Here is a 19,414-nt window from a genome sequence, read left to right on the forward strand (position 1 = left end):
TCGAGCGTTTACGGGCAGTGGATCTCCCGTCTAACTTCTTTGCTCTAGCTGAATTTTGAGGCGGGAGTCTTACTGCCCGCAAATAGCGGGATAAATGAACCCACAATAAAATACAGAATATTCATTCTCAACGACTAAAAAAAGCAGTAGACAAATTTTGTCTACTGCATCCATATCATAACTAGTATTAAGAAAACTACAGTTGAGGGGGTGTAGGATTTTCAAATATACTAGATACTTATCCCGTTCTAACGGGCGGTAAACTTTTCAATTGTGTCAAGTGAAAAGTTTACCGCACATAAGAACTTCCTTAGTTCATTAAGATAGTATTGCTAAATAATCATATACACGCTTAGATTTCTCTCCACCCATTCGTGCATGCTGAAGAAGAGAAATGCCATGAGGACCAGATGCACGCAATGCTTCTGGTTGAGCTACTAAAATAGCTTGTACAACTTCTAATTCACCAAGCATAGCTGCTGCAAAAATATCCATCCGAGCACCCTTTTCTAGTAAATAAAGAGCAATATCTTTACGACCTACATGTGCCGATGCCCCTAACGCACTTTCCCAATCTGATCCACCCCAATTATAAGAGGCGTGAAGTAAGCTTGGCGATTCAACCAATAGCTCTTGTACTTTCTCTAAATCCCCGTGAGCTGCCATAACAAATTCTCTTACTAATTCAGTGGTAATACGCTCTTCTGTTTGCATCGCTCTTCTCCCCTTTTAGAAATTCGTTTCGGTGTAAAAAACGGCTTGTCACTTCCTTGAAAGATATCTACATCTATGCCAAATACATGTTGAAACATTTCATGGCATAGCACTTCTTCTGGTATACCATCATACTGAATCTTTCCTCGCTTTAATACGAGTAAACGATCGCTATATTGAGCAGCTTGGTTAATGTCATGTAAAACCATTATAATTGTCATTCCAAACTCCTCATTTAATCGTTTCACAAGTTCCATTACTTCCAACTGGTGAACGATATCTAAAAAGGTTGTTGGTTCATCCAATAATAAGACATTTGTACGTTGCGCTAGCGTCATGGCAATCCAAGCACGTTGCCGTTCCCCTCCTGATAAAGAATGTAAAAGACGATATTCATACCCTTCAAGATTTGTAACAGACAATGCCCAATCAACAATTTCTTCATCTTCTTTATTTAAGCGGCTACTCCATGATTTATGTGGACCTCTTCCGAACTCAATTAGTTCTTTCACTGTTAAATCTAATTGATGATCATGCATTTGTGGTAACATTGCTAATTGCTTCGCTACATCAGCACTCTTCATCATATGAATGTTTTTCCCATCTAAAATGATGTCCCCTTCGCTTTGTTTCAGTAGCCTTGCTATTAAACGAAGCAAAGTAGATTTTCCCGATCCATTCGGACCAATTAAACTAACGATTTCCCCAGCCTTAATATGTACATTCATATTTTGCATTTGAAATCTTTCAGAGTGTGCGTAAAACACTTTGTTAACGGAAATCACGTTGTTTTCCTCCTCTATGAATTAAATATAAGAAGAACGGACCACCTAAGAAGGACAGTAAAATACCAACAGGCAATTCGATTGGATCGAACCAACTTCGAGCTATTGCATCCGCAAAAACAAGTAATACACCGCCACCAAGGCATGATAAAGGTAGCAAATATCTATAATCATTTCCAACTAATAAACGTAGCATATGTGGTACGACAAGACCGACAAATCCAATAAGACCAGATACACTTACTGCAATTCCAGCTAATAATGTACTTACTACGATTAAATAAAACCGACTTTTTTCCACGTTATGTCCTAATAACTTTGCCATTTCATCTCCAAGCATTAACACTCGAATATGCTTAATACCAAAGAAAGCTAATATAATGGCGAATATTGCATAATAAATAATCATGTTTAAATGTGCCCAACTTACACCACCAATACCACCCGCTAGCCACGGTAACACGGATTGTACTTTGTCACTATGTAATAACATTAATGCTGACGTTGCTGCACCAATTAATGCATTGATCGACACCCCTACTAAGACGATTCTTGAAGGTGGTGCCCCTTTTTGCCATGATAAAGCATAAATAACCATCGCTGTTATGAAAGCTCCTAAAAACGCCCCTAGTGGTAAAAAAGCTAGATGCTGTGGGAATAAAATCATGATGACAATTGCTACAAGGCCTGCCCCAGATGAAACTCCGATAATACCAGGATCTGCAAGAGGGTTTCTCATAACCCCTTGCAGAAGTGTACCAGATGCAGCTAAACATGTTCCTACTATAAACCCAACGAGCACTCTCGGTATGCGAAGATCCCATACAATTCGATGTACTGTCGAACCCTCATCTTGTATACCTGTTAGAATGTCTCGTACAGAAAAGGATAAACTTCCTGCGAAAAGACCGTAAAAGAGGCCTAGGATTGTTAATACAACTAAAGTAACTGCTATTATCCATCTTTTTTTCGCAAAAGGATGTTCCTTTTCTCTTACTACTTCACTACTTTCCATACGTATCATTTCCTTACATCTTGTATACTTTTATACATAAAGTCCATTGCTTCTGTAACTTTTGTCCCAGGATTAGATCCAAATAAATTAGGTGGCAAAATAACTACGCGGTTTTGTTTTACTGCATCTAAATTTTTCCACGCTTCATTTTTCATCATTTCGCCTTCGAATGCTTTTTTCACACTTGTTGGATCTCCGTGTGTAATTAAATAAATCACATCTGGATTCGCCTCAATAATACGTTCTACACTTAGCTGTGCATATTGCGGATATTCTTTCATTTCTGGAAAATCAGAAGCAATATTTTTTCCGCCTGTTTTTTCTAAAATATCACCTGATAAAGATGTTGGTAATGCCGCTAAATAAGTACCTGGTGCACCATACACTAGCAATGCTTTCACATCGCTCTTTTTCTCATATTTCTTCATTTGATTATTGATTTTTTGATTAAGTTCTTTTGCTTTATCTTCTTTCTTCATTGCCGTTCCATATAATTCAATATTCTTTTGAATATCTTGTACAGAATTCGCAGAAGAAATGATTACTTTCGTTCCTTGTCCTTCAACCGTTGGCACGTTCTTTTGGAATCCATTGTTAGCAACAAGTACATCGGGCTTTAAACTAGCAATTTGCTCAAAATTCGGTTGATGTGCATTCCCGATTACTTTTGCCTTCTTTAACTCCTCTGGAAGAGTTAATTTCGTATCCGGACGACCTACTACTTTTCCACCTAAAGCATGAATAATATCCATGTCCCCCATACTTAATGTTGCAAAACTTTCTGGTACTTTATCGAATGTTACCTTTCTCCCTGACAGATCGGTAATTTCGATTTTTTCTTTTCCTTTTTCTGTTTTGGTTGCAGACGCTTTTTCTTCCCCTTTGGCACTGCAACCTATTAACAAGAAAAAAATAGATAAAATCGCTGTAAATAGCGTAATAGATTTTTTCATTTCTTCACCTCTAATTGATAATGATAATCATTAACTACTATTCTACTTTAATTGATAAGGATTATCATTGTCAACATGAAACGCATACATTTTTCTTCAAAAAACAAAAAGCGCGACAAAAAGATTCTTTCTTTTCGCCGCGCTCTAGTTAATAATGTTATTCACATTCATTTTCCTCTAGCTGGTCACGCATCACTTTCACACGCTGAAAGAAAAAGAACGATAAACTTAAAAATATAACGATGCTCCCCATCATAACAAAAAATTGGATTGTCTCTTTTGCTCCATTCGGAATCAAAAAGCCAACCATTAACAATGTACTTACAGCTAGAAGAATTTGTCCGAACCGAGTATAATCTTCTATTTTTCCTTGTAATTCTTTCATTATATTCTCACTCCTCTATTTCACTGTATCATATTCTATGAAACTGAAAGACCAGTAAATACAGCCATTCAGGGAGATGTTTTCCAACAAAAAAAGAGCCGCTTTACTGCGGCTCTTTCATAACCATTACTCACATTTATATGCTTCCATATAAATTTCTTTCAGCTCTGAAATAAGCGGTAACTTTGGATTAGCAGTTGTACATTGATCTTCAAAAGCTCTTTCTGCTAATACTCCAACAACCTCTTCAAATTGCTCTTTATCTACTCCTTGTCCTGCAATACTCATATTAATATTTAAGCTTTTTCCAAGCTCAATAATTGCTTGGACGAGTGATTCCACCCCTTCTGCTACCGAACTTGCTGGAAGCCCGAGCATTCTCGCTATATGTGCATAGCGTTCATCTGCCACAAAGTGCTCATATTTTGGGAACAATGCGTGTTTTCTTGGCTTAATAGCATTATAGCGGACTACGTGCGGCATTAGAATGGCATTTGCGCGTCCGTGCGGAATATGGAATTCTGGTCCAATCTTATGTGCTAAGCTGTGATTAATACCGAGGAAAGCATTTGCAAATGCCATCCCTGCAATTGCAGAAGCGTTATGCATTTTTTCTCGTGCTTCTTCATCATTTCCATCTTTATATGCTCTTGGTAAATATTTGAATACGAGATCAATAGCTTTTAATGCTAATCCATCTGTATAGTCATTTGCCACAACAGAAACATACGCCTCAATTGCATGTGTTAAAACATCCATACCAGTATCTGCTGTTACATGTGGTGGTACTGTCATTACAAATTGTGGATCAACAATTGCTACATCTGGTGTTAATTCATAATCTGCGAGCGGATACTTTATATTATTTTTCTTATCTGTAATAACCGCAAATGGTGTCACTTCTGATCCTGTTCCTGATGTTGTTGGAATCGCAACAAACTGTGCCTTATTTCCTAATTCTGGGTATTTACATGTGCGTTTTCTTATATCTAAAAACTTCTGTTTAATGCCATAGAATGTTGTTTCTGGATACTCATAGAACAACCACATCCCTTTTGCTGCATCCATAGCTGAACCACCACCAAGTGCGATAATTACATCTGGCTGAAAGCTTCTCATCATTTCCGCACCTTTAAAGACAGTTTCATCTGATGGATCTGGTTCGACCTCATAGAAAACTTCAACTTTCACATCATTTGCATGCTTGCGTAAATAGTGCGCGACTGTATCGACATAGCCATGTTCAACCATTCCAGGATCCGTTACAATAAATGCGCGTGAAATGTTAGGCATATTTGCTAAATACGCTGTAGCATGTTTTTCAAAATAAATCTTTGGTGGCAATTTGAACCACTGCATATTCTTTTTTCTATCTGCCAGCCTTTTTATATTTAATAAATGAGTCGCCGTTACATTTTTGGAAACTGAATTCTTTCCGTATGAACCACAACCAAGTGTAAGTGACGGAATAAATCCGTTATATATATCCCCTATTCCACCTTGTGATGAAGGTGCATTTACAATGAGACGGCAAGCTTTCATACGTAATCCAAATTGCTTTTGCACTTCTTTATTTGTAGAATGAATAACCGCTGAATGTCCTAAACCGCCGAGGTCTAACATGTCTTCGCAATATGTAAGTCCTTCTTCTAATGAATTTGCCTTCACACAAGCTAATACTGGGCTCAGTTTCTCACGAGATAACGGATATGCTGCTCCGATACCTTGAATTTCAGCTACAAGCATTTTTGTATATTCAGGAACAGTAAGCCCAACTAATTCGGCAATATACTGTGCTGATTTCCCTACAATATCACTATTTACTGCACATGTATTTTCATTTATAACAAGCTTTTCTAATTTTTTTCTTTCTTCTTCTGTTACAAAGTAACAATTGTTTTCGATCATTTCTGTTTTAACATCATCATAGATTTCTTTATCGACAATGATTGCTTGTTCTGATGCACAAATCATACCGTTATCAAATGTTTTCGATAAAATCAAATCATTCACAGCTCGTTTTACATGTGCTGATTTTTCTATATAACACGGTACATTACCAGGACCAACGCCTAGCGCTGGTTTTCCAGTAGAGTAAGCTGATTTCACCATACCAGCGCCTCCAGTTGCTAGAACGAGCGCCACACCATCATGGTTCATTAATTGTTTTGTCGCTTCAACAGACGGTCTCTCAATCCATTGAATACAATGTTTTGGTGCACCAGCTTTCATTGCTGCATCATATACGGTTTTCGCTGCTGCAACAGAACAATTTTGTGCAGAAGGATGAAATGCGAAAATAATTGGATTTCTCGTTTTTATCGCAATTAACGCTTTAAACATTGTTGTCGACGTTGGATTCGTTACTGGCGTTACCCCAGCTACTACACCGACAGGTTCTGCAATTTCTATTATTTCTTCATGAGGGTCTTCGTGAATAATTCCTACCGTTTTATCTTGCTTTATACTATGCCAAATATATTCAGTGGCAAAAATATTTTTAATGCATTTGTCTTCATAGACACCACGGCCTGTTTCTTCAACAGCTAATTTTGCAAGCGGCATATGTTGATCAACACCCGCTAGTGCCATTTCATGAACAATGTTGTCAATCTGCTCTTGTGTAAAACTTTCTAATGCTTGTAAAGCTTGTTGACCGTTATTTACTAACGTATCAATCATCTCTTTTACCTCTTGCATTTCATTTACAACTTTCTCTTTGACTACCATGTAAATTTCCTCCTATTCTGTTATCACGGTCTTTATAAGTCCTTACAGGTCATAATAAGTCCCGATTAGCGAAAAAAAATAGAGTTACCGTCCTACATGAATCTCATTGTTTGTGAAATATTTCACAAGTTTATTTATGAATAACATTTCATGAATTCAATATACATGAATTCATTTCGTTTGTGTATGTCTAATTTGTGAAATATTTCACAAATTAACATAATAAAAATGCACTGCTCCACATTAGCAGTGCATTTTTATTATGCTAGCGCTTGTGCTAAATCTTCAATTAAATCTTCACCATCTTCAATACCGACAGAAATACGAATTAATGTATCTGTAATTCCTAATTCTTTACGGCGATCTGCTGGGATTGATGCATGTGTCATTTGAGATGGGATAGAAATTAAACTTTCTACTGCTCCTAGGCTTTCAGCAAGTGTAAAGTATTGCAGTTTCTCAAGTACTTTATTTAATGTTTCCTCACTATCTACATCAAACGAGATAATAGCACCAAATCCATTTGCTTGTTCTGTTGCTAATTCGTGGTTTTGATGTGATTCAAGACCTGGGTAATATACTTTATTTACTTTTGGATGATTATTTAAAAATTCAGCAATAGCGCGTGAATTCGTTTCATGTTCTTCCATACGAATTCCTAATGTTTTTAAACCGCGAAGTAGTAAGAAGCTATCTTGTGGTCCAAGAATACCTCCTGTTGAGTTTTGTACAAAGTGAAGGTCTTCTGCTAGTTGTGGGCTATTTACAACTACTAGACCTGCAACTACGTCACTATGACCTCCTAAATATTTCGTTGCACTATGAAGTACAATGTCTGCTCCTAAAGAAATCGGCGACTGCCAATATGGCGTCATGAATGTGTTATCAATAATTGTTAATAAATCTTTCTCTTTAGCAAGAGTAGATATTTTCTTAATATCAGTAATTTTTAGTAGTGGGTTCGTTGGTGTTTCCACATAAATTGCTTTCGTATTTGGACGAATCGCTTCTACAACTTCCTCTAAGTTTGTTGTATCTACAAATGTATGCTCAATACCGAAGCGGTTTAATACTTTCGTAATAACGCGGTACGTTCCGCCATAAACATCATCTGTTAAAATAACGTGGTCACCTTTTGAGAACAACATAATTGTTGCTGTAATAGCAGCCATTCCAGAACCAAATGCAAATCCAGCATGACCGTTTTCTAATACGGCAATCATTTCTTCTAAAGCTGCACGTGTTGGGTTACCTGTACGTGAATATTCATATCCTTGATGCTTACCAACTGCTTCTTGTTTGTACGTACTTGTTTGATAGATCGGTACGTTTACAGATCCAGTCGAAGGTTCTCCTATGTGAATACCATGAATTAACTTTGTCTTTGCTCTCATTTTTTATTCCCATCCTTTGTATATGTCTTTACTTAAATAGCGCTCACTGCTATCAGGAAAAATGGTTACAATATTTGTACCTGGCGCTGCCTTCTCTGCCTCAAGTAAGCTCGCATGAAATGCTGCTCCTGAAGAGCTTCCAACGAGAAGTCCTTCTTTTTGCGCTAATTCTTTCACTCGTAAAAATGCATTTCGATCAGAAATCGTATGAATTTCATCAAAATAAGATGTCTTCAAAAATGGCGGGATAAATTCAAGTCCAATTCCTTCGGTCTCATGTGAACCAGCCTTACCACCATTTAAAATAGATCCTTCTGGCTCTACGATAACTGTTTTAATATCTATATTTTTTTCTTTCAAATAAGATGCAGTCCCCATAAACGTACCGCCAGTTCCTGCTCCAGCAACAAATATGTTAATCTCTCCATTCAATGCGTCCCACAGTTCAGGACCTAATGTTTTAAAATATGCACGAGGATTTGCCTCATTTGCAAATTGACTTGGAGAGTATGAATTCGGTATTTCATTTACTAATTCTTTTGCTTTTGCAATTGCACCGGTCATTCCTTGCTCAGTCGGTGTATGCACGACCGTTGCACCTAGTGCTTTCATTAATTCTTGTTTTTCAATACTAAATTTCTCTGGTACACAAACAATAACACGTAAATCATGTTCTAATGCTGCAAGTGCCAGTCCAATACCAGTATTCCCAGCAGTCGGTTCAATAATTGTTCCACCCTGGGTAACAAGCCCTTTTTCTAGCGCATCTTCGATTAATTCTCTTCCTAAACGATCCTTAACGCTTCCGCCTGGGTTATAAAATTCAAGCTTTGCAAATAAGCGGACCCCTTTCGGAAGTGAAAAACGAGTAATTTCTACAATTGGTGTATGACCAATTAACTCATGAACTCCACGATATACATTCATCGTGTTCTCCCCCTTGTTTGCCAATAAAGAAAAGGCAACTGTATGTATTTTCTTTATATGAGACAGTTGCCTTTTTGTTACATTACTTTAACTCTTCTAACACTTTTACGATAAAGTTTGTAGAATGAAGAGCTGCTTGATCTAAAAACTGATCAAATGAAACATTGGATTCTTTACCAGCAATATCAGAAAGTGCGCGAATGATAACAAACGGAACTTCATATTGGTGGCATACTTGTGCAACAGCTGCTGCTTCCATTTCTACCGCATAAAGATTTTCAAATTTATCACGGATGGCTGCAACGCGGTTCGGATCACTCATAAATGAATCGCCTGTTGCAATCATACCTTTTACAACTTGAATATTTTCTTCAGCTTGCATACATTTCTCAGCTAATGCAACTAACGCCTCATCAGCTTTAAATCCAGGCGGCATTCCTGGTACTTGACCATATTCATAGTTAAATGCTGTTACATCTACGTCATGGTGACGAACTTCAGTCGAAATAACTACATCACCAACGTTTAGAGAATGATGGAATCCACCAGCTGAACCAGTATTAATTACTTTTTCAGGCTTATATTTTTCTAATAAAATTGTCGTTGACATCGCTGCGTTTACTTTACCAATACCAGACTTTAACAAGATTACTTCATGTCCTGCCAATAGTCCTTTCGTAAATTCACAACCTGCAACCGTTTCTGTTTCTGCTTGTTCTAATTTGTCACGTAAAATACGTACTTCTTCTTCCATTGCTCCAATTACAGCAATTCTCAATCTAATCCCTCTTTCTATTGCTTAGTTGCCTCCATTACCCAAACGAAATGATTTAATCTCGTGAACGTTACATGGAAGCCATTATTTTCAAAAATAGTCTGCATAACTGGAATACGTGTATAGTATTCCGTTTGCAAATCGTTTGCTAATTGATGGAAACCTCTTTGTTTTGCTGTTTCAACAGTTTTATCATATGCATCTTGATCTGCAAATATCGTATCAGCAAACACTATTTTACCACCTTTGTTTAGCAATTGACTATACTTCGCAATCGCTACATTTTTTTCATCATCTGTTAAATGATGAAATGCATAGGTGCTTACAATGGTATCAATTGAATTTGGGACTTCAAACGAAAGAAAATCACCTTCTGTAATCGAAAATTCTTTTGGCAATTTCTCTTTTGCAATCATACGCATTTCACGCGACGGTTCTATACCGTAAACTGTGCGGCCAGCAAGTAATAATTTATTTGTTAAATTACCTGTACCGACACCAAATTCTAATACATTACCAAATGACTTGTTAACTACATCCTCTAGAATGTTCTCATAATGGGCGAAAACTTCTTTATATTGTATATCTTCGCCTTGTACGAATGAGTCGTACGTATGAGCCCACTCATCAAATAAACCATTAAATTCTGTGCCCATAAAAATTCCCCTTTTTCTTATCGGTTTTATCAGTATGATATTCCCTCTTTCTAAAAATGTCAATTGAAATGTACATGGTATTTCCTTCTTTTCTTTGTTACACTATAGTTGATTACATAGGAGAGGGGCCGTCTTCATGTCATTTACCTTTGAAATGTTAGAAGATAAAGTAGAATTTTTTGAAGCGGGAGACTTAGCTTCTTTAGAACGAAAAATTAGTGAACAAATCGATAATAATAAAGCACTTATGCTTGAAGTTCATCACATCTCACATCAAATGGTTATGGATCCTGAAAGCAAAAGACCGTATTATAGCGCGGTTGTTCATTTTAAATTAAAGAAATTGCGTTAACTAAAAAAGAGAAGCTCCTAAGGAGCCTCTCTTTTTTAGTTTAGAGTTTGAACAAGTACTGGTTTCCAGCCCTCATTATCTACCCAATCAATATTTACGTAATATCTTTTTCCACTTTGCTTATCTTGAACGTCACCATAAGCTTTGCTCTTTCCAGTTTTGTCTCTTCCAACAAAATGGAATACTAATTGCTCCTTCGGTACTTCAATACCTGCAGCAATTGCATTTTGCATCTCATTCCAATCTGATGACCCCTGTTTAAACGTCATCGCTGGTGATGAACCTTGTTCTGTTCCTACAGCTTTCCAAGAAGGTTTTGTGTAAGCCTCTTTTGCCTTGGATACAGTTTTTTCAGCTGATACTTTCTCGTTAGCTTTCGCTTCTTCTTCAGCTTTTTTCTTTTCTTCCTCAGCCTTTAACTTCTCTTCTTCAGCTTTTTGCTTAGCTTCTGCTTGCTCTTGTTCTTTTTCTTTTTTCTTAGCAGATTCTTTATCTTCTGATTTTCCAGCTTTCTCATTCTTTGTTGTTTGTTGAGAGACTTTCTTATCAGTAGAAGATGCTTGCTCTTTCGTACTAGGAACGAACAATTGATATGCTACAATAGCTACTAATAGTAATACAATAGCGATTGCAATATTTAAAACACCGTTTTGACGACGTTTTTGTTGTTTCTGTTGGAATCTTGATCCTCCTGCCATTCTCCAAACCTCCATGCAGTTTTTCCTAATTGCTATTGTAACATTAAATCTAGAAAGGTTGAACATTTACAATGATATTTTCATGAAATGAAAACAATTCACTATAAATTGCAAGATTACTTTTCATTCTCCAATTGATAGATTTCTCTTACCATATCTTTAAAAATAGGTGTGACTTTATTCACTTTGTTATCAGTCTCTAGATCAACAACAACTAAAGCATATCTTGGATTCTCATACGGAAAGTAACCTGCAAACCAGCGATTCACCCTCGTCCCTTTCCCTGTTTGCGCTGTCCCGGATTTTCCAGCGACACTTAGCGGCAGCGAACGGAATGCCGTTCCTGTTCCTTTCTCCCTTGTTACAACGCCTCTTAATAACTCTTGTAATGTTTTCACTGTTTCATACGAAAGCTGTTTTCCATGTAACGTATGGTTCTCAAATGTAAAAAAATCCGCTCCATTTTTATATACTATTTTTTCAACAGCTTTCACTTCCATTTTTTCTCCATTCCTCGCAATCGTCGCCATCATATTTGCAATTGCTAGAGGTGATATACGTACATCTTTCTGTCCAATCGCTGTTTGCTCTGCCGCTTTTTTACTATTTTTGTTTTCTTCATTCCCCCAAATAGTAGTGCCTTTCTCTTCTGGCATTTGCTCAAAATGAGGTGTATGAAATACAGAACCTTTCCATCCAACCTTTTCATGTGCTCCTAAAGCTGCTACATATGTTTCTAGCACCGTCCTATCCTTTTGTAATAGCTCGTTACCTAACTCGGAAAATGCCCTGTTACAGCTCCTAGCAAAGCTCTCTTTGAAGTTAAGTGTACCCATCATAACTTGTGGGTCGTTTTCACCATATAAATCTTTATTACAATTAAATGTCCGATTAAACAAATTTACTTTTTGATCAATGACTGCAGCTGCAACTACTGTTTTAAAAACAGAGCCTGGAAAATGTGGCGTTAACATTTGATTTTCAAGTGTAGTCTTATATAAATTCTTATCTCTTACTTGTAAAGACGGCTTACTGACCATCGCTAATATTTCATTTGTCTTTACATCAAGTAATACTAATCCCCCCTTCTTTATTTCATTTGCTTCAATCACTTCTTCTGCTTTTTGCTGCAATCCTTTATGTAAAGTAGTTTGAATCCTAACTGGGTAAAATGGATTTCCTGGTGAAGTATATTTCGCTTGCTTTCCGAAAATTGGTTCTCCTTGCCGATCTACTTGATACAATACTTTTGCCTCTCCATCAGTCAATAAAAATTCATCAAATGATTGCTGTAACCCTGAAATACCTATCGGCGTTTGTTTTGAAATTTTTTTCACTTCTCCATATCGCTTTTGAAATTCTCTTTCGTTCTCCCCCACATCACCAATTAAATGATTTATCTCCCCAGTTTGTTTTAATCGCACTTCAGCTGCTACAATACCTAGTACATGTAATTGATTCACCTTCTCCATCTGCTCTCGTGTCACTCGAAATGGAGCAGTTTCCCCTTGCAGTATAAATGCATTTTTTTTATTTTTCATTTGTCTTCTGATCTCTTGTCTCGACACACCAATGATATGCGCGATTTTCTCTAACATGTCATTTTTTATTTGTAAAAATGGAAAAACAATTAAAACAGGATACTTTTCCTCACCTATTTCTTTACCATTACGATCTATAAACTGCCCACGTCCATCGTCTACTGCAATGGATTGCGTACGTTGCGTAACACTTTTTTCAATTAAATTTATTTTACGATTAGTAAATGATTCTGTATCTATAATTTGGATTTGAATTAAACGACAAAGCAATAAAAACATAATGCCCATAAAACAAATTAAAACAATTGTAATTCTCCGTTTTATTTTCATAAAAAAACACCTCGTCTATTATAGTTTGGACGGAGTGTTTCATCTTTTATACAAATAAAAAAATCACTCGTTTTTACACGAGTGATTTTTTTATTATTTTACAGAGACAATCTCTACTTGCATTTCTCCGCCTGGTGTTTGGATTGTTACTTTCTCACCAATTTGCTTACCTAATAAGCTTTTTGCGATTGGAGAATCGTTAGAAATTCTTCCTTCAAATGGGTCAGCTTCCGCGCTACCTACGATTGTGTACGCTTCTTCATCTCCGTTTGGTAATTCTTTAAATGTTACTGTTTTACCTAATGTAACAACAGTAGATACTTCGCCATTATCTTTAATGATAACTGCGTTACGAATCATATTTTCTAATTGTGTAATACGTCCTTCTACGAACGCTTGCTCATCTTTTGCTGCATCGTACTCAGAGTTCTCAGAAAGGTCCCCGAAGCTACGTGCGATTTTAATACGTTCTACTACTTCTTTACGTCTTACTGTTTTTAATTGCTCAAGTTCGTTCTCTAGTTTTTGCTTACCCTCTTGCGTCATAGGGTATGTTTTTTCTGTTGACATATTTTCCACTCCTTTTATATACCAATCCCCCGAAAAAAAGAGGAGTTCCATATGAAAACTCCTCCGCTTCCATTGTTAGCGGAGGTTTCTAGTACCCTTGCACTAGCGGAGTTGTCACATACAACCCCGTATTTCCAATTCTTCTTTATATAAAGAAGATATGTATGGAAAGTTGATATAAATATGCCCTCACCTATATATAGATGAGGTTGCATGTTTCATTGTATTCGATGGGAAGGGAAAAAATCCCTTCCTACCGTATATCTTTTACTATGCTATTACAAATTTACTTTTTGTTCAAGAATTGTTGCAATTTTTGTCACCATAATATCAATTGCAACATGGTTTTGTCCACCTTCAGGGATAATAATATCCGCAAATTTCTTAGAAGGCTCAATAAATTGATTGTGCATTGGACGTACAACACTTACGTACTGATCAATAACTGAATCCATCGTACGACCGCGCTCTTTAATATCACGCTGCATGCGGCGCAGAATACGAAGGTCAGCATCCGTATCAACGAATAATTTAATGTCCATTAACTCGCAAAGACGTGGGTCTTCTAAAATAAGAATTCCTTCTAAAATAATTACATCTTTCGGCTCAACTGGAATAATTTCTTCTGAACGTGTATGCAATGTATAGTCATATACAGGCTTATCAATTTGCTCATATGCAAGCAACTGCTGCAAATGTTCAATTAACAGATCATTATCAAACGCAAGCGGATGATCATAATTTGTTTTTAAACGCTCTTCCATTGGTAAATGGCTTTGATCTTTGTAATAATAATCTTGCTCTAAGATTAAAATAGAATGACCTTTAAAATGGTCAAAAATCGCTTTCGTTACACTCGTTTTACCTGATCCCGAACCACCAGCAATTCCAATTACAACAGGCTTATTCGTCCCCATTCGACTATCACTCTTTCTTATTGAAGTATGCTTTTGCGCATCATATTATTCACATACACTCGTTGATCCACTTTGAATTTCACGATTTGCAACGGATGTCTCGCTGCATCTAATTCGTTTCCATCCTCATCCCAAATTTTCTCCACCGTTTGCGTAAAGTTTTCTATTTCTGGTCCAAAGAACTCCACTTCATGTCCTGGTTTGAAATGATTACGTTGCTCAATCGTTACGATGCCCGTTTCTTCATTATAATCTAACACTAAACCAGCAAAATCATACGTTGTTTTCTTACTATGATTTCCAAACATTTGCTCTTGATGTCCTGGAACCCCTTCAAAGAATGCAGGAGCTGTATCACGATTTGCACATTTATCAAGCTCATCTAACCATTCTTGTTTAAACTCAAAGTTATCTGGATCCGCACAATAAGCATCAATTACTTTACGATATACAGTTGCTACAGTCGCTACGTAATGGATTGATTTCATACGTCCTTCTACCTTTAAGCTATCGATTCCAATTTCAATCATTTTCGGAATTGATAAAATTAAATTTAAATCTTTTGGACTCATCGCAAAGTGAGCATCTTCTTCTTGGAATAGAGGAAGCTCTTTTGCATCTTTATGTTGTGATACTGTTTGAACTAAATCATAATCCCAGCGGCAAGATTGGCAACAACCGCCACGATTAGAGTCACGCGCTGTCATATGGTTACTTAATGTACATCTTCCTGAATATGCGATACACATTGCACCATGGACGAATGCTTCAATTTCAATATCCACTTTTTCTTTAATTTCTTTCATTTCTTCATAGCTTGCTTCACGAGCTAATACAAGACGATGTAAACCCTCTTCTTTCCAATACTGTGCTGCTTTCCAGTTGGATAGTGATTGCTGTGTGCTTAAATGCACCTCAACAGAAGGCGCTACACGTTTACAAGTCTCAATGATAAGCGGATCAGCAACGATAATTCCCGTTACGCCAGCTTTTTCAATCCCTTTTAAATATTCCTCTAGCCCGTCCATATTTTCATTATGTGCAAAGATATTTGTTGTTACGTATATTTTTGCTCCATACTTCTTTGCAAACTCAACGCCTTCTGCCATTTCTTCTAGCGTAAAATTACCTGCATTCGAACGAAGACCAAATTCTTGTCCACCTAAATATACAGCATCTGCCCCGTAATGGATAGCTACTTTTAATTTTTCTAAGTTACCCGCAGGGATTAACAGTTCAGGTTTCTTCACAATAACACGTTTGCCATCGATCACTCGTGAAATTTCTTGTACAGTCATTTCCTACACCCTCCTCGTTTAGTAAACCGTTTCTTTAAAGAAGAATCCTGTATCTAACGGACGATTTACTGGTTGCATTTCTTCTATTTCTTTATATAAATCATCTTTCACGTCATGATATGCATCACGATTTTCTACGCATAAATCAATCGCTTGACGATATTTCTTCGTTACTTCAATAATGTATTCAGAGCTTTTTAGTACACCTTCGATTTTTAAGCTATCAACTTCAGCTTCGATTAGTTCCTCTAATTCATCGATGAAACAAATATCGTTCGGACTCATAATGTGAGTACCATTTTCATCTTCATAAATCGGATATTTATTGTTACGCTCTGGATCATATAAGAACATATTCTCTTCATATTTTTTCTTTTCAATGTCAAGATTACGTCCTTGATACTCAAAGTAGTTTCCTACTAATGAACGCTTCGATTGGAACATACAAGTCATACCGTGAATTTGTACTTCTAGTTCCACTTCAGCATTTTCTTTTAAATCAACAATTTCATCTAAGCTCAGCTCACGAGCTAATACAGCGCGCTTCGCTCCTCTTTGTCCCCAGTAATTACAAGTGAACCAGTTTGTTGCTGTCGTTTCTGTATTCCAGTGCAACTGCATATTTGGCGCTACTTCGCGAACAGCCATTAATACTGCTGGATCTCCGAAAACAATTGCATCTACATTTACTTCATTTAAAAATGAAACGTAATCTGTTAATTCTTCTACCTTATCGTTGTGGAACATAGCGTTCATGGCTACGTATACTTTCACACCATTTTCATGTGCAATCTTCACAGTTTGTTTTACATCTTCACGTGAAAACTCCCCTGCTAAACGTAAACCAAACTTTTGCTCACCGATCATTACCGCATCTGCTCCTGCTTTCGCAAGAAGTTCGATATCCGCCACCGCTCTTGGCGTTACTAACAATTCAGGTTTCTTCATACCTTGGTCACCCTCTCTTTTTACTAACAGCTACTCCATCACCAATTGGGAAAATCGTTGTATCGTATCCTTCATGGTTCATAAGCCACTCATTGTACGTCTTAATACGACGGATTAAACCACGTGTACGTCTGTTTTCAATTTTCTCTTTTGTCGTTACAAGACCATGGTACATAACATTATCTGAAATAATTACGCCACCAGGATTTAATAACGGTTCATATAAGTCAAAAAAGCGACGATACTGTCCTTTTGCTGCATCAATAAAAATAACGTCAAATGTCCCGTGTTCTTTTACTTGTTCACCTGTCTCTAACGCATCACCGTAAATAACTGAAATACGATCTGTTACTGGGGAACGTTCTATATATTCAAGTGCTTTTTCATATCGCTCACGATTGCGCTCAACTGTCACAATACGTGAATTTGGAATAGCTTGCATCATACGAATACTAGAATAACCGATTGCTGTTCCAAGTTCTAAAATGCTTTTCGGTCCAATTAAACGTAAAAATTGCAGCATAAATTCCATTCCAAGTCGATCCATAATCGGCACATGATTTTCTGTTGCATATTCTTCCATTTCAAGAATTAATTTATCTTTCGGATCAATAAATGATAATAGGTACTCGTTAACTGCATCCTCCATAAATGGTCCTCCTTATTTACATGGAGAAGTGCCTCTATGACGTCTTTTCCCACATAGAATGCAATAAAAATACAAGCCAGTTTTACCCTTAGCTTGTATGTCCCGTTTTGATATTAAAAACGATTCTTCTGCCAGTTTTTAACCCGATATATTTTACCACAAAAAAGAGGGATGTGCGACTTTTTTCGCTATCCCTCCCCATTTCACTGTTTTTTCGTAATGTATTTTTGCTTTAATGCATTATGCTCTTCTAATGTTTTGGCATAGTACACTTCACCACTTGGTGCAGCTAAGAAATAATAATAATCTGTTTGCACAGGTTCTAACGCAGCTTCCACTGAATGTTTACCAGAGTTTGCGATCGGCCCTACCGGCAATCCTTTTACAACATACGTATTGTACGGTGAGTTTACCTTTAAATCTTCGTATAATACACGTTGTTTATGCTTTCCAAGTGCATATAATACCGTTGGATCCGTTTGAAGCGGCATACCTTTCGCTAAACGATTATAAAAGACACTAGAGATCTTTTGACGATCTGTAAAACCAGTTGCCTCTTCTTCAATAAGTGAAGATAATGTTAAAAGCTGATGAACATCCCAGTTCTTCGCTTTCATTTTTGCCTCATTTTGAACAATGATTGCATTTGTTTTCTCAAGCATCGGAATTACGATTTCTTCTAACGTCGTATCTTTCTTATAAAATGAATACGTCGCAGGATATAAATAACCTTCTAATGGGTATTTAATATTACTATCAAAGATTTTATCCGTTAATAACTTCGGATACTTTTGCTGCATTTTTTGAATAAATGCTTTATCGTTTAATTGACGCGTAACATCATCTTTATTCCACTTTAGTTCTGCCGCAATCGTTTCTGCAATTTCAGTTACTTGGGCTCCTTCTTTGATCGTCACTTTATAAAGAGCTGGACGATGCACGTTGCCAGATGACATTTGTTCGATAACATCTTTAGCATTCATCGAAGGATTTAATAAATATGTACCTGCTTGTAAACTTTTCGATTTAGCCTTTGTATAAAAACTAAAAACTGTACCGTTTTTCACAGCGCCTTTTTCTTCTAAAATTTCTCCAATTTTACTTGTAGATGATCCTTTCGGAATTTCTACTTCAATCTCTTTTTTATTCCCGCTATCAACTGGTCCTAATGCGGATGAAATATACGCATAGACTGAACCACAAACTAAAAGCAGTGCAATAATCGAAAATAAAAAGATGCGTCTACGCTTCTTTTTCACTTGATTCTCTATCAAAACTCTTCCTCCTTATTCAATTGTAGACCATATGTATATGTTTCTATACAGCATGATGGAAAGCCACAACAAATTCGCCTATCTTTTTTAGTATCCATTTTATTTTTCTACAATCCGTCTCATTATACTACAAAGGATTACACAGTTTCGACAAAAAATCTTTCATTTTACATATAAATACAAAAAAAGATGGACTGTATGTCGTCCATCTTTTCAGTACTTATTATTCAGCTTCTTGCTCATCAGCAAGAGTGTTGAACATTTCTTGTACCATTTCCCACTCTTCTTCAGATTCGATTGGAAGTAAACTTCCGCCCTCTTCTTCATTTTGCTCATAAGCCATTGCATCATAAATTGGGTCTCCATCTTCGTCTACTTCACCGATTGGAGAGAAGACTACGTATGATTTTTTACCAAATTTTTCAGCATCAAAAGTGAAAATAATTTCACATAAATGTTCGTTACCTTTTTCGTCTACAATTGTAATTTGATTTTCTTCCATT

At 36.7% G+C, this 19,414-nt stretch carries 20 protein-coding genes; 1 reads left to right on the forward strand and 19 read right to left on the reverse strand.

Going from position 1 to position 19,414, the window contains the following annotated elements:
• Positions 1–318: 318 nt before the first annotated feature.
• From JFU02_RS13150 to JFU02_RS13195, 10 genes are all read right to left on the reverse strand, one after another.
• Positions 319–714, reverse strand: a complete 396-nt coding sequence (locus tag JFU02_RS13150) for an ankyrin repeat domain-containing protein (protein ID WP_001192766.1) — start codon at positions 712–714, stop codon at positions 319–321.
• On the reverse strand, positions 681–1,499 hold the full coding sequence (locus JFU02_RS13155) for an ABC transporter ATP-binding protein (RefSeq protein ID WP_000626530.1): 819 nt from the start codon (positions 1,497–1,499) through the stop codon (positions 681–683). Before JFU02_RS13155 ends, JFU02_RS13150 begins: the two co-directional genes overlap by 34 nt.
• Positions 1,486–2,514 (reverse strand): FecCD family ABC transporter permease, encoded by a 1,029-nt coding sequence (locus JFU02_RS13160; protein ID WP_002082127.1) that lies wholly within the window; start codon positions 2,512–2,514, stop codon positions 1,486–1,488. Before JFU02_RS13160 ends, JFU02_RS13155 begins: the two co-directional genes overlap by 14 nt.
• A gap of 5 nt (positions 2,515–2,519) precedes the next feature.
• Positions 2,520–3,467, reverse strand: a complete 948-nt coding sequence (locus JFU02_RS13165) for an ABC transporter substrate-binding protein (RefSeq protein ID WP_000748479.1) — start codon at positions 3,465–3,467, stop codon at positions 2,520–2,522.
• A gap of 157 nt (positions 3,468–3,624) precedes the next feature.
• On the reverse strand, positions 3,625–3,852 hold the full coding sequence (locus JFU02_RS13170; RefSeq protein ID WP_000661453.1) for a YrhC family protein: 228 nt from the start codon (positions 3,850–3,852) through the stop codon (positions 3,625–3,627).
• A 126-nt stretch (positions 3,853–3,978) separates the two neighbouring features.
• The gene (gene adhE, locus JFU02_RS13175) at positions 3,979–6,582 is read right to left on the reverse strand and encodes a bifunctional acetaldehyde-CoA/alcohol dehydrogenase (RefSeq protein WP_086407252.1); all 2,604 of its coding nucleotides are present in this window, start codon (positions 6,580–6,582) and stop codon (positions 3,979–3,981) included.
• A gap of 260 nt (positions 6,583–6,842) precedes the next feature.
• A complete protein-coding gene (locus tag JFU02_RS13180) occupies positions 6,843–7,976 on the reverse strand; it encodes a bifunctional cystathionine gamma-lyase/homocysteine desulfhydrase (RefSeq protein ID WP_097889065.1) in 1,134 nt (377 codons plus the stop codon).
• A 3-nt stretch (positions 7,977–7,979) separates the two neighbouring features.
• Positions 7,980–8,903 carry an O-acetylserine dependent cystathionine beta-synthase gene (locus tag JFU02_RS13185; RefSeq protein WP_001103877.1) on the reverse strand — a complete coding sequence of 308 codons (924 nt, stop codon included), beginning with the start codon at positions 8,901–8,903 and terminating at the stop codon, positions 7,980–7,982.
• A gap of 82 nt (positions 8,904–8,985) precedes the next feature.
• Positions 8,986–9,681, reverse strand: coding sequence for a 5'-methylthioadenosine/S-adenosylhomocysteine nucleosidase (gene mtnN, locus JFU02_RS13190; protein WP_001217025.1), 696 nt, complete (start codon positions 9,679–9,681; stop codon positions 8,986–8,988).
• A 14-nt stretch (positions 9,682–9,695) separates the two neighbouring features.
• Positions 9,696–10,334, reverse strand: coding sequence for a class I SAM-dependent DNA methyltransferase (locus JFU02_RS13195; RefSeq protein ID WP_000536331.1), 639 nt, complete (start codon positions 10,332–10,334; stop codon positions 9,696–9,698).
• Between the two features lie 136 nt (positions 10,335–10,470).
• Between JFU02_RS13195 and JFU02_RS13200 the strand changes: the two genes are divergently transcribed.
• Positions 10,471–10,686, forward strand: coding sequence for a YrzA family protein (locus tag JFU02_RS13200; RefSeq protein ID WP_000010984.1), 216 nt, complete (start codon positions 10,471–10,473; stop codon positions 10,684–10,686).
• 35 nt (positions 10,687–10,721) lie between these two features.
• On the opposite strand, the gene JFU02_RS13205 is transcribed toward JFU02_RS13200, so the two are convergent.
• The 9 genes from JFU02_RS13205 to JFU02_RS13245 all read right to left on the reverse strand — a co-directional run bounded on the left by JFU02_RS13205 (position 10,722) and on the right by JFU02_RS13245 (position 19,413).
• Positions 10,722–11,384 carry a YrrS family protein gene (locus JFU02_RS13205; protein ID WP_000897100.1) on the reverse strand — a complete coding sequence of 221 codons (663 nt, stop codon included), beginning with the start codon at positions 11,382–11,384 and terminating at the stop codon, positions 10,722–10,724.
• Between the two features lie 116 nt (positions 11,385–11,500).
• On the reverse strand, positions 11,501–13,255 hold the full coding sequence (locus JFU02_RS13210; RefSeq protein ID WP_086407253.1) for a peptidoglycan D,D-transpeptidase FtsI family protein: 1,755 nt from the start codon (positions 13,253–13,255) through the stop codon (positions 11,501–11,503).
• 93 nt (positions 13,256–13,348) lie between these two features.
• Positions 13,349–13,825 (reverse strand): transcription elongation factor GreA, encoded by a 477-nt coding sequence (gene greA / locus JFU02_RS13215; protein ID WP_014894880.1) that lies wholly within the window; start codon positions 13,823–13,825, stop codon positions 13,349–13,351.
• 278 nt (positions 13,826–14,103) lie between these two features.
• Positions 14,104–14,742 (reverse strand): uridine kinase, encoded by a 639-nt coding sequence (gene udk / locus JFU02_RS13220; protein ID WP_000537079.1) that lies wholly within the window; start codon positions 14,740–14,742, stop codon positions 14,104–14,106.
• Positions 14,743–14,759: 17 nt separating this feature from the next.
• A complete protein-coding gene (locus JFU02_RS13225) occupies positions 14,760–16,040 on the reverse strand; it encodes a peptidase U32 family protein (RefSeq protein WP_000217970.1) in 1,281 nt (426 codons plus the stop codon).
• An 18-nt stretch (positions 16,041–16,058) separates the two neighbouring features.
• The gene (locus JFU02_RS13230; protein WP_097888762.1) at positions 16,059–16,988 is read right to left on the reverse strand and encodes a peptidase U32 family protein; all 930 of its coding nucleotides are present in this window, start codon (positions 16,986–16,988) and stop codon (positions 16,059–16,061) included.
• Between the two features lie 7 nt (positions 16,989–16,995).
• A complete protein-coding gene (locus tag JFU02_RS13235; protein WP_000389102.1) occupies positions 16,996–17,637 on the reverse strand; it encodes an O-methyltransferase in 642 nt (213 codons plus the stop codon).
• 203 nt (positions 17,638–17,840) lie between these two features.
• Entirely contained in the window at positions 17,841–18,911 is a 1,071-nt protein-coding gene (gene mltG, locus JFU02_RS13240) for an endolytic transglycosylase MltG (protein ID WP_000572140.1), read from the reverse strand.
• Between the two features lie 223 nt (positions 18,912–19,134).
• Complete coding sequence (locus tag JFU02_RS13245; protein ID WP_000392245.1) at positions 19,135–19,413, reverse strand: DUF1292 domain-containing protein; 279 nt, start codon at positions 19,411–19,413, stop codon at positions 19,135–19,137.
• Position 19,414: the final 1 nt, after the last annotated feature.

The organism is Bacillus sp. TH13 (genome assembly GCF_016651175.1).
GTDB lineage: Bacteria > Bacillota > Bacilli > Bacillales > Bacillaceae_G > Bacillus_A > Bacillus_A thuringiensis_S.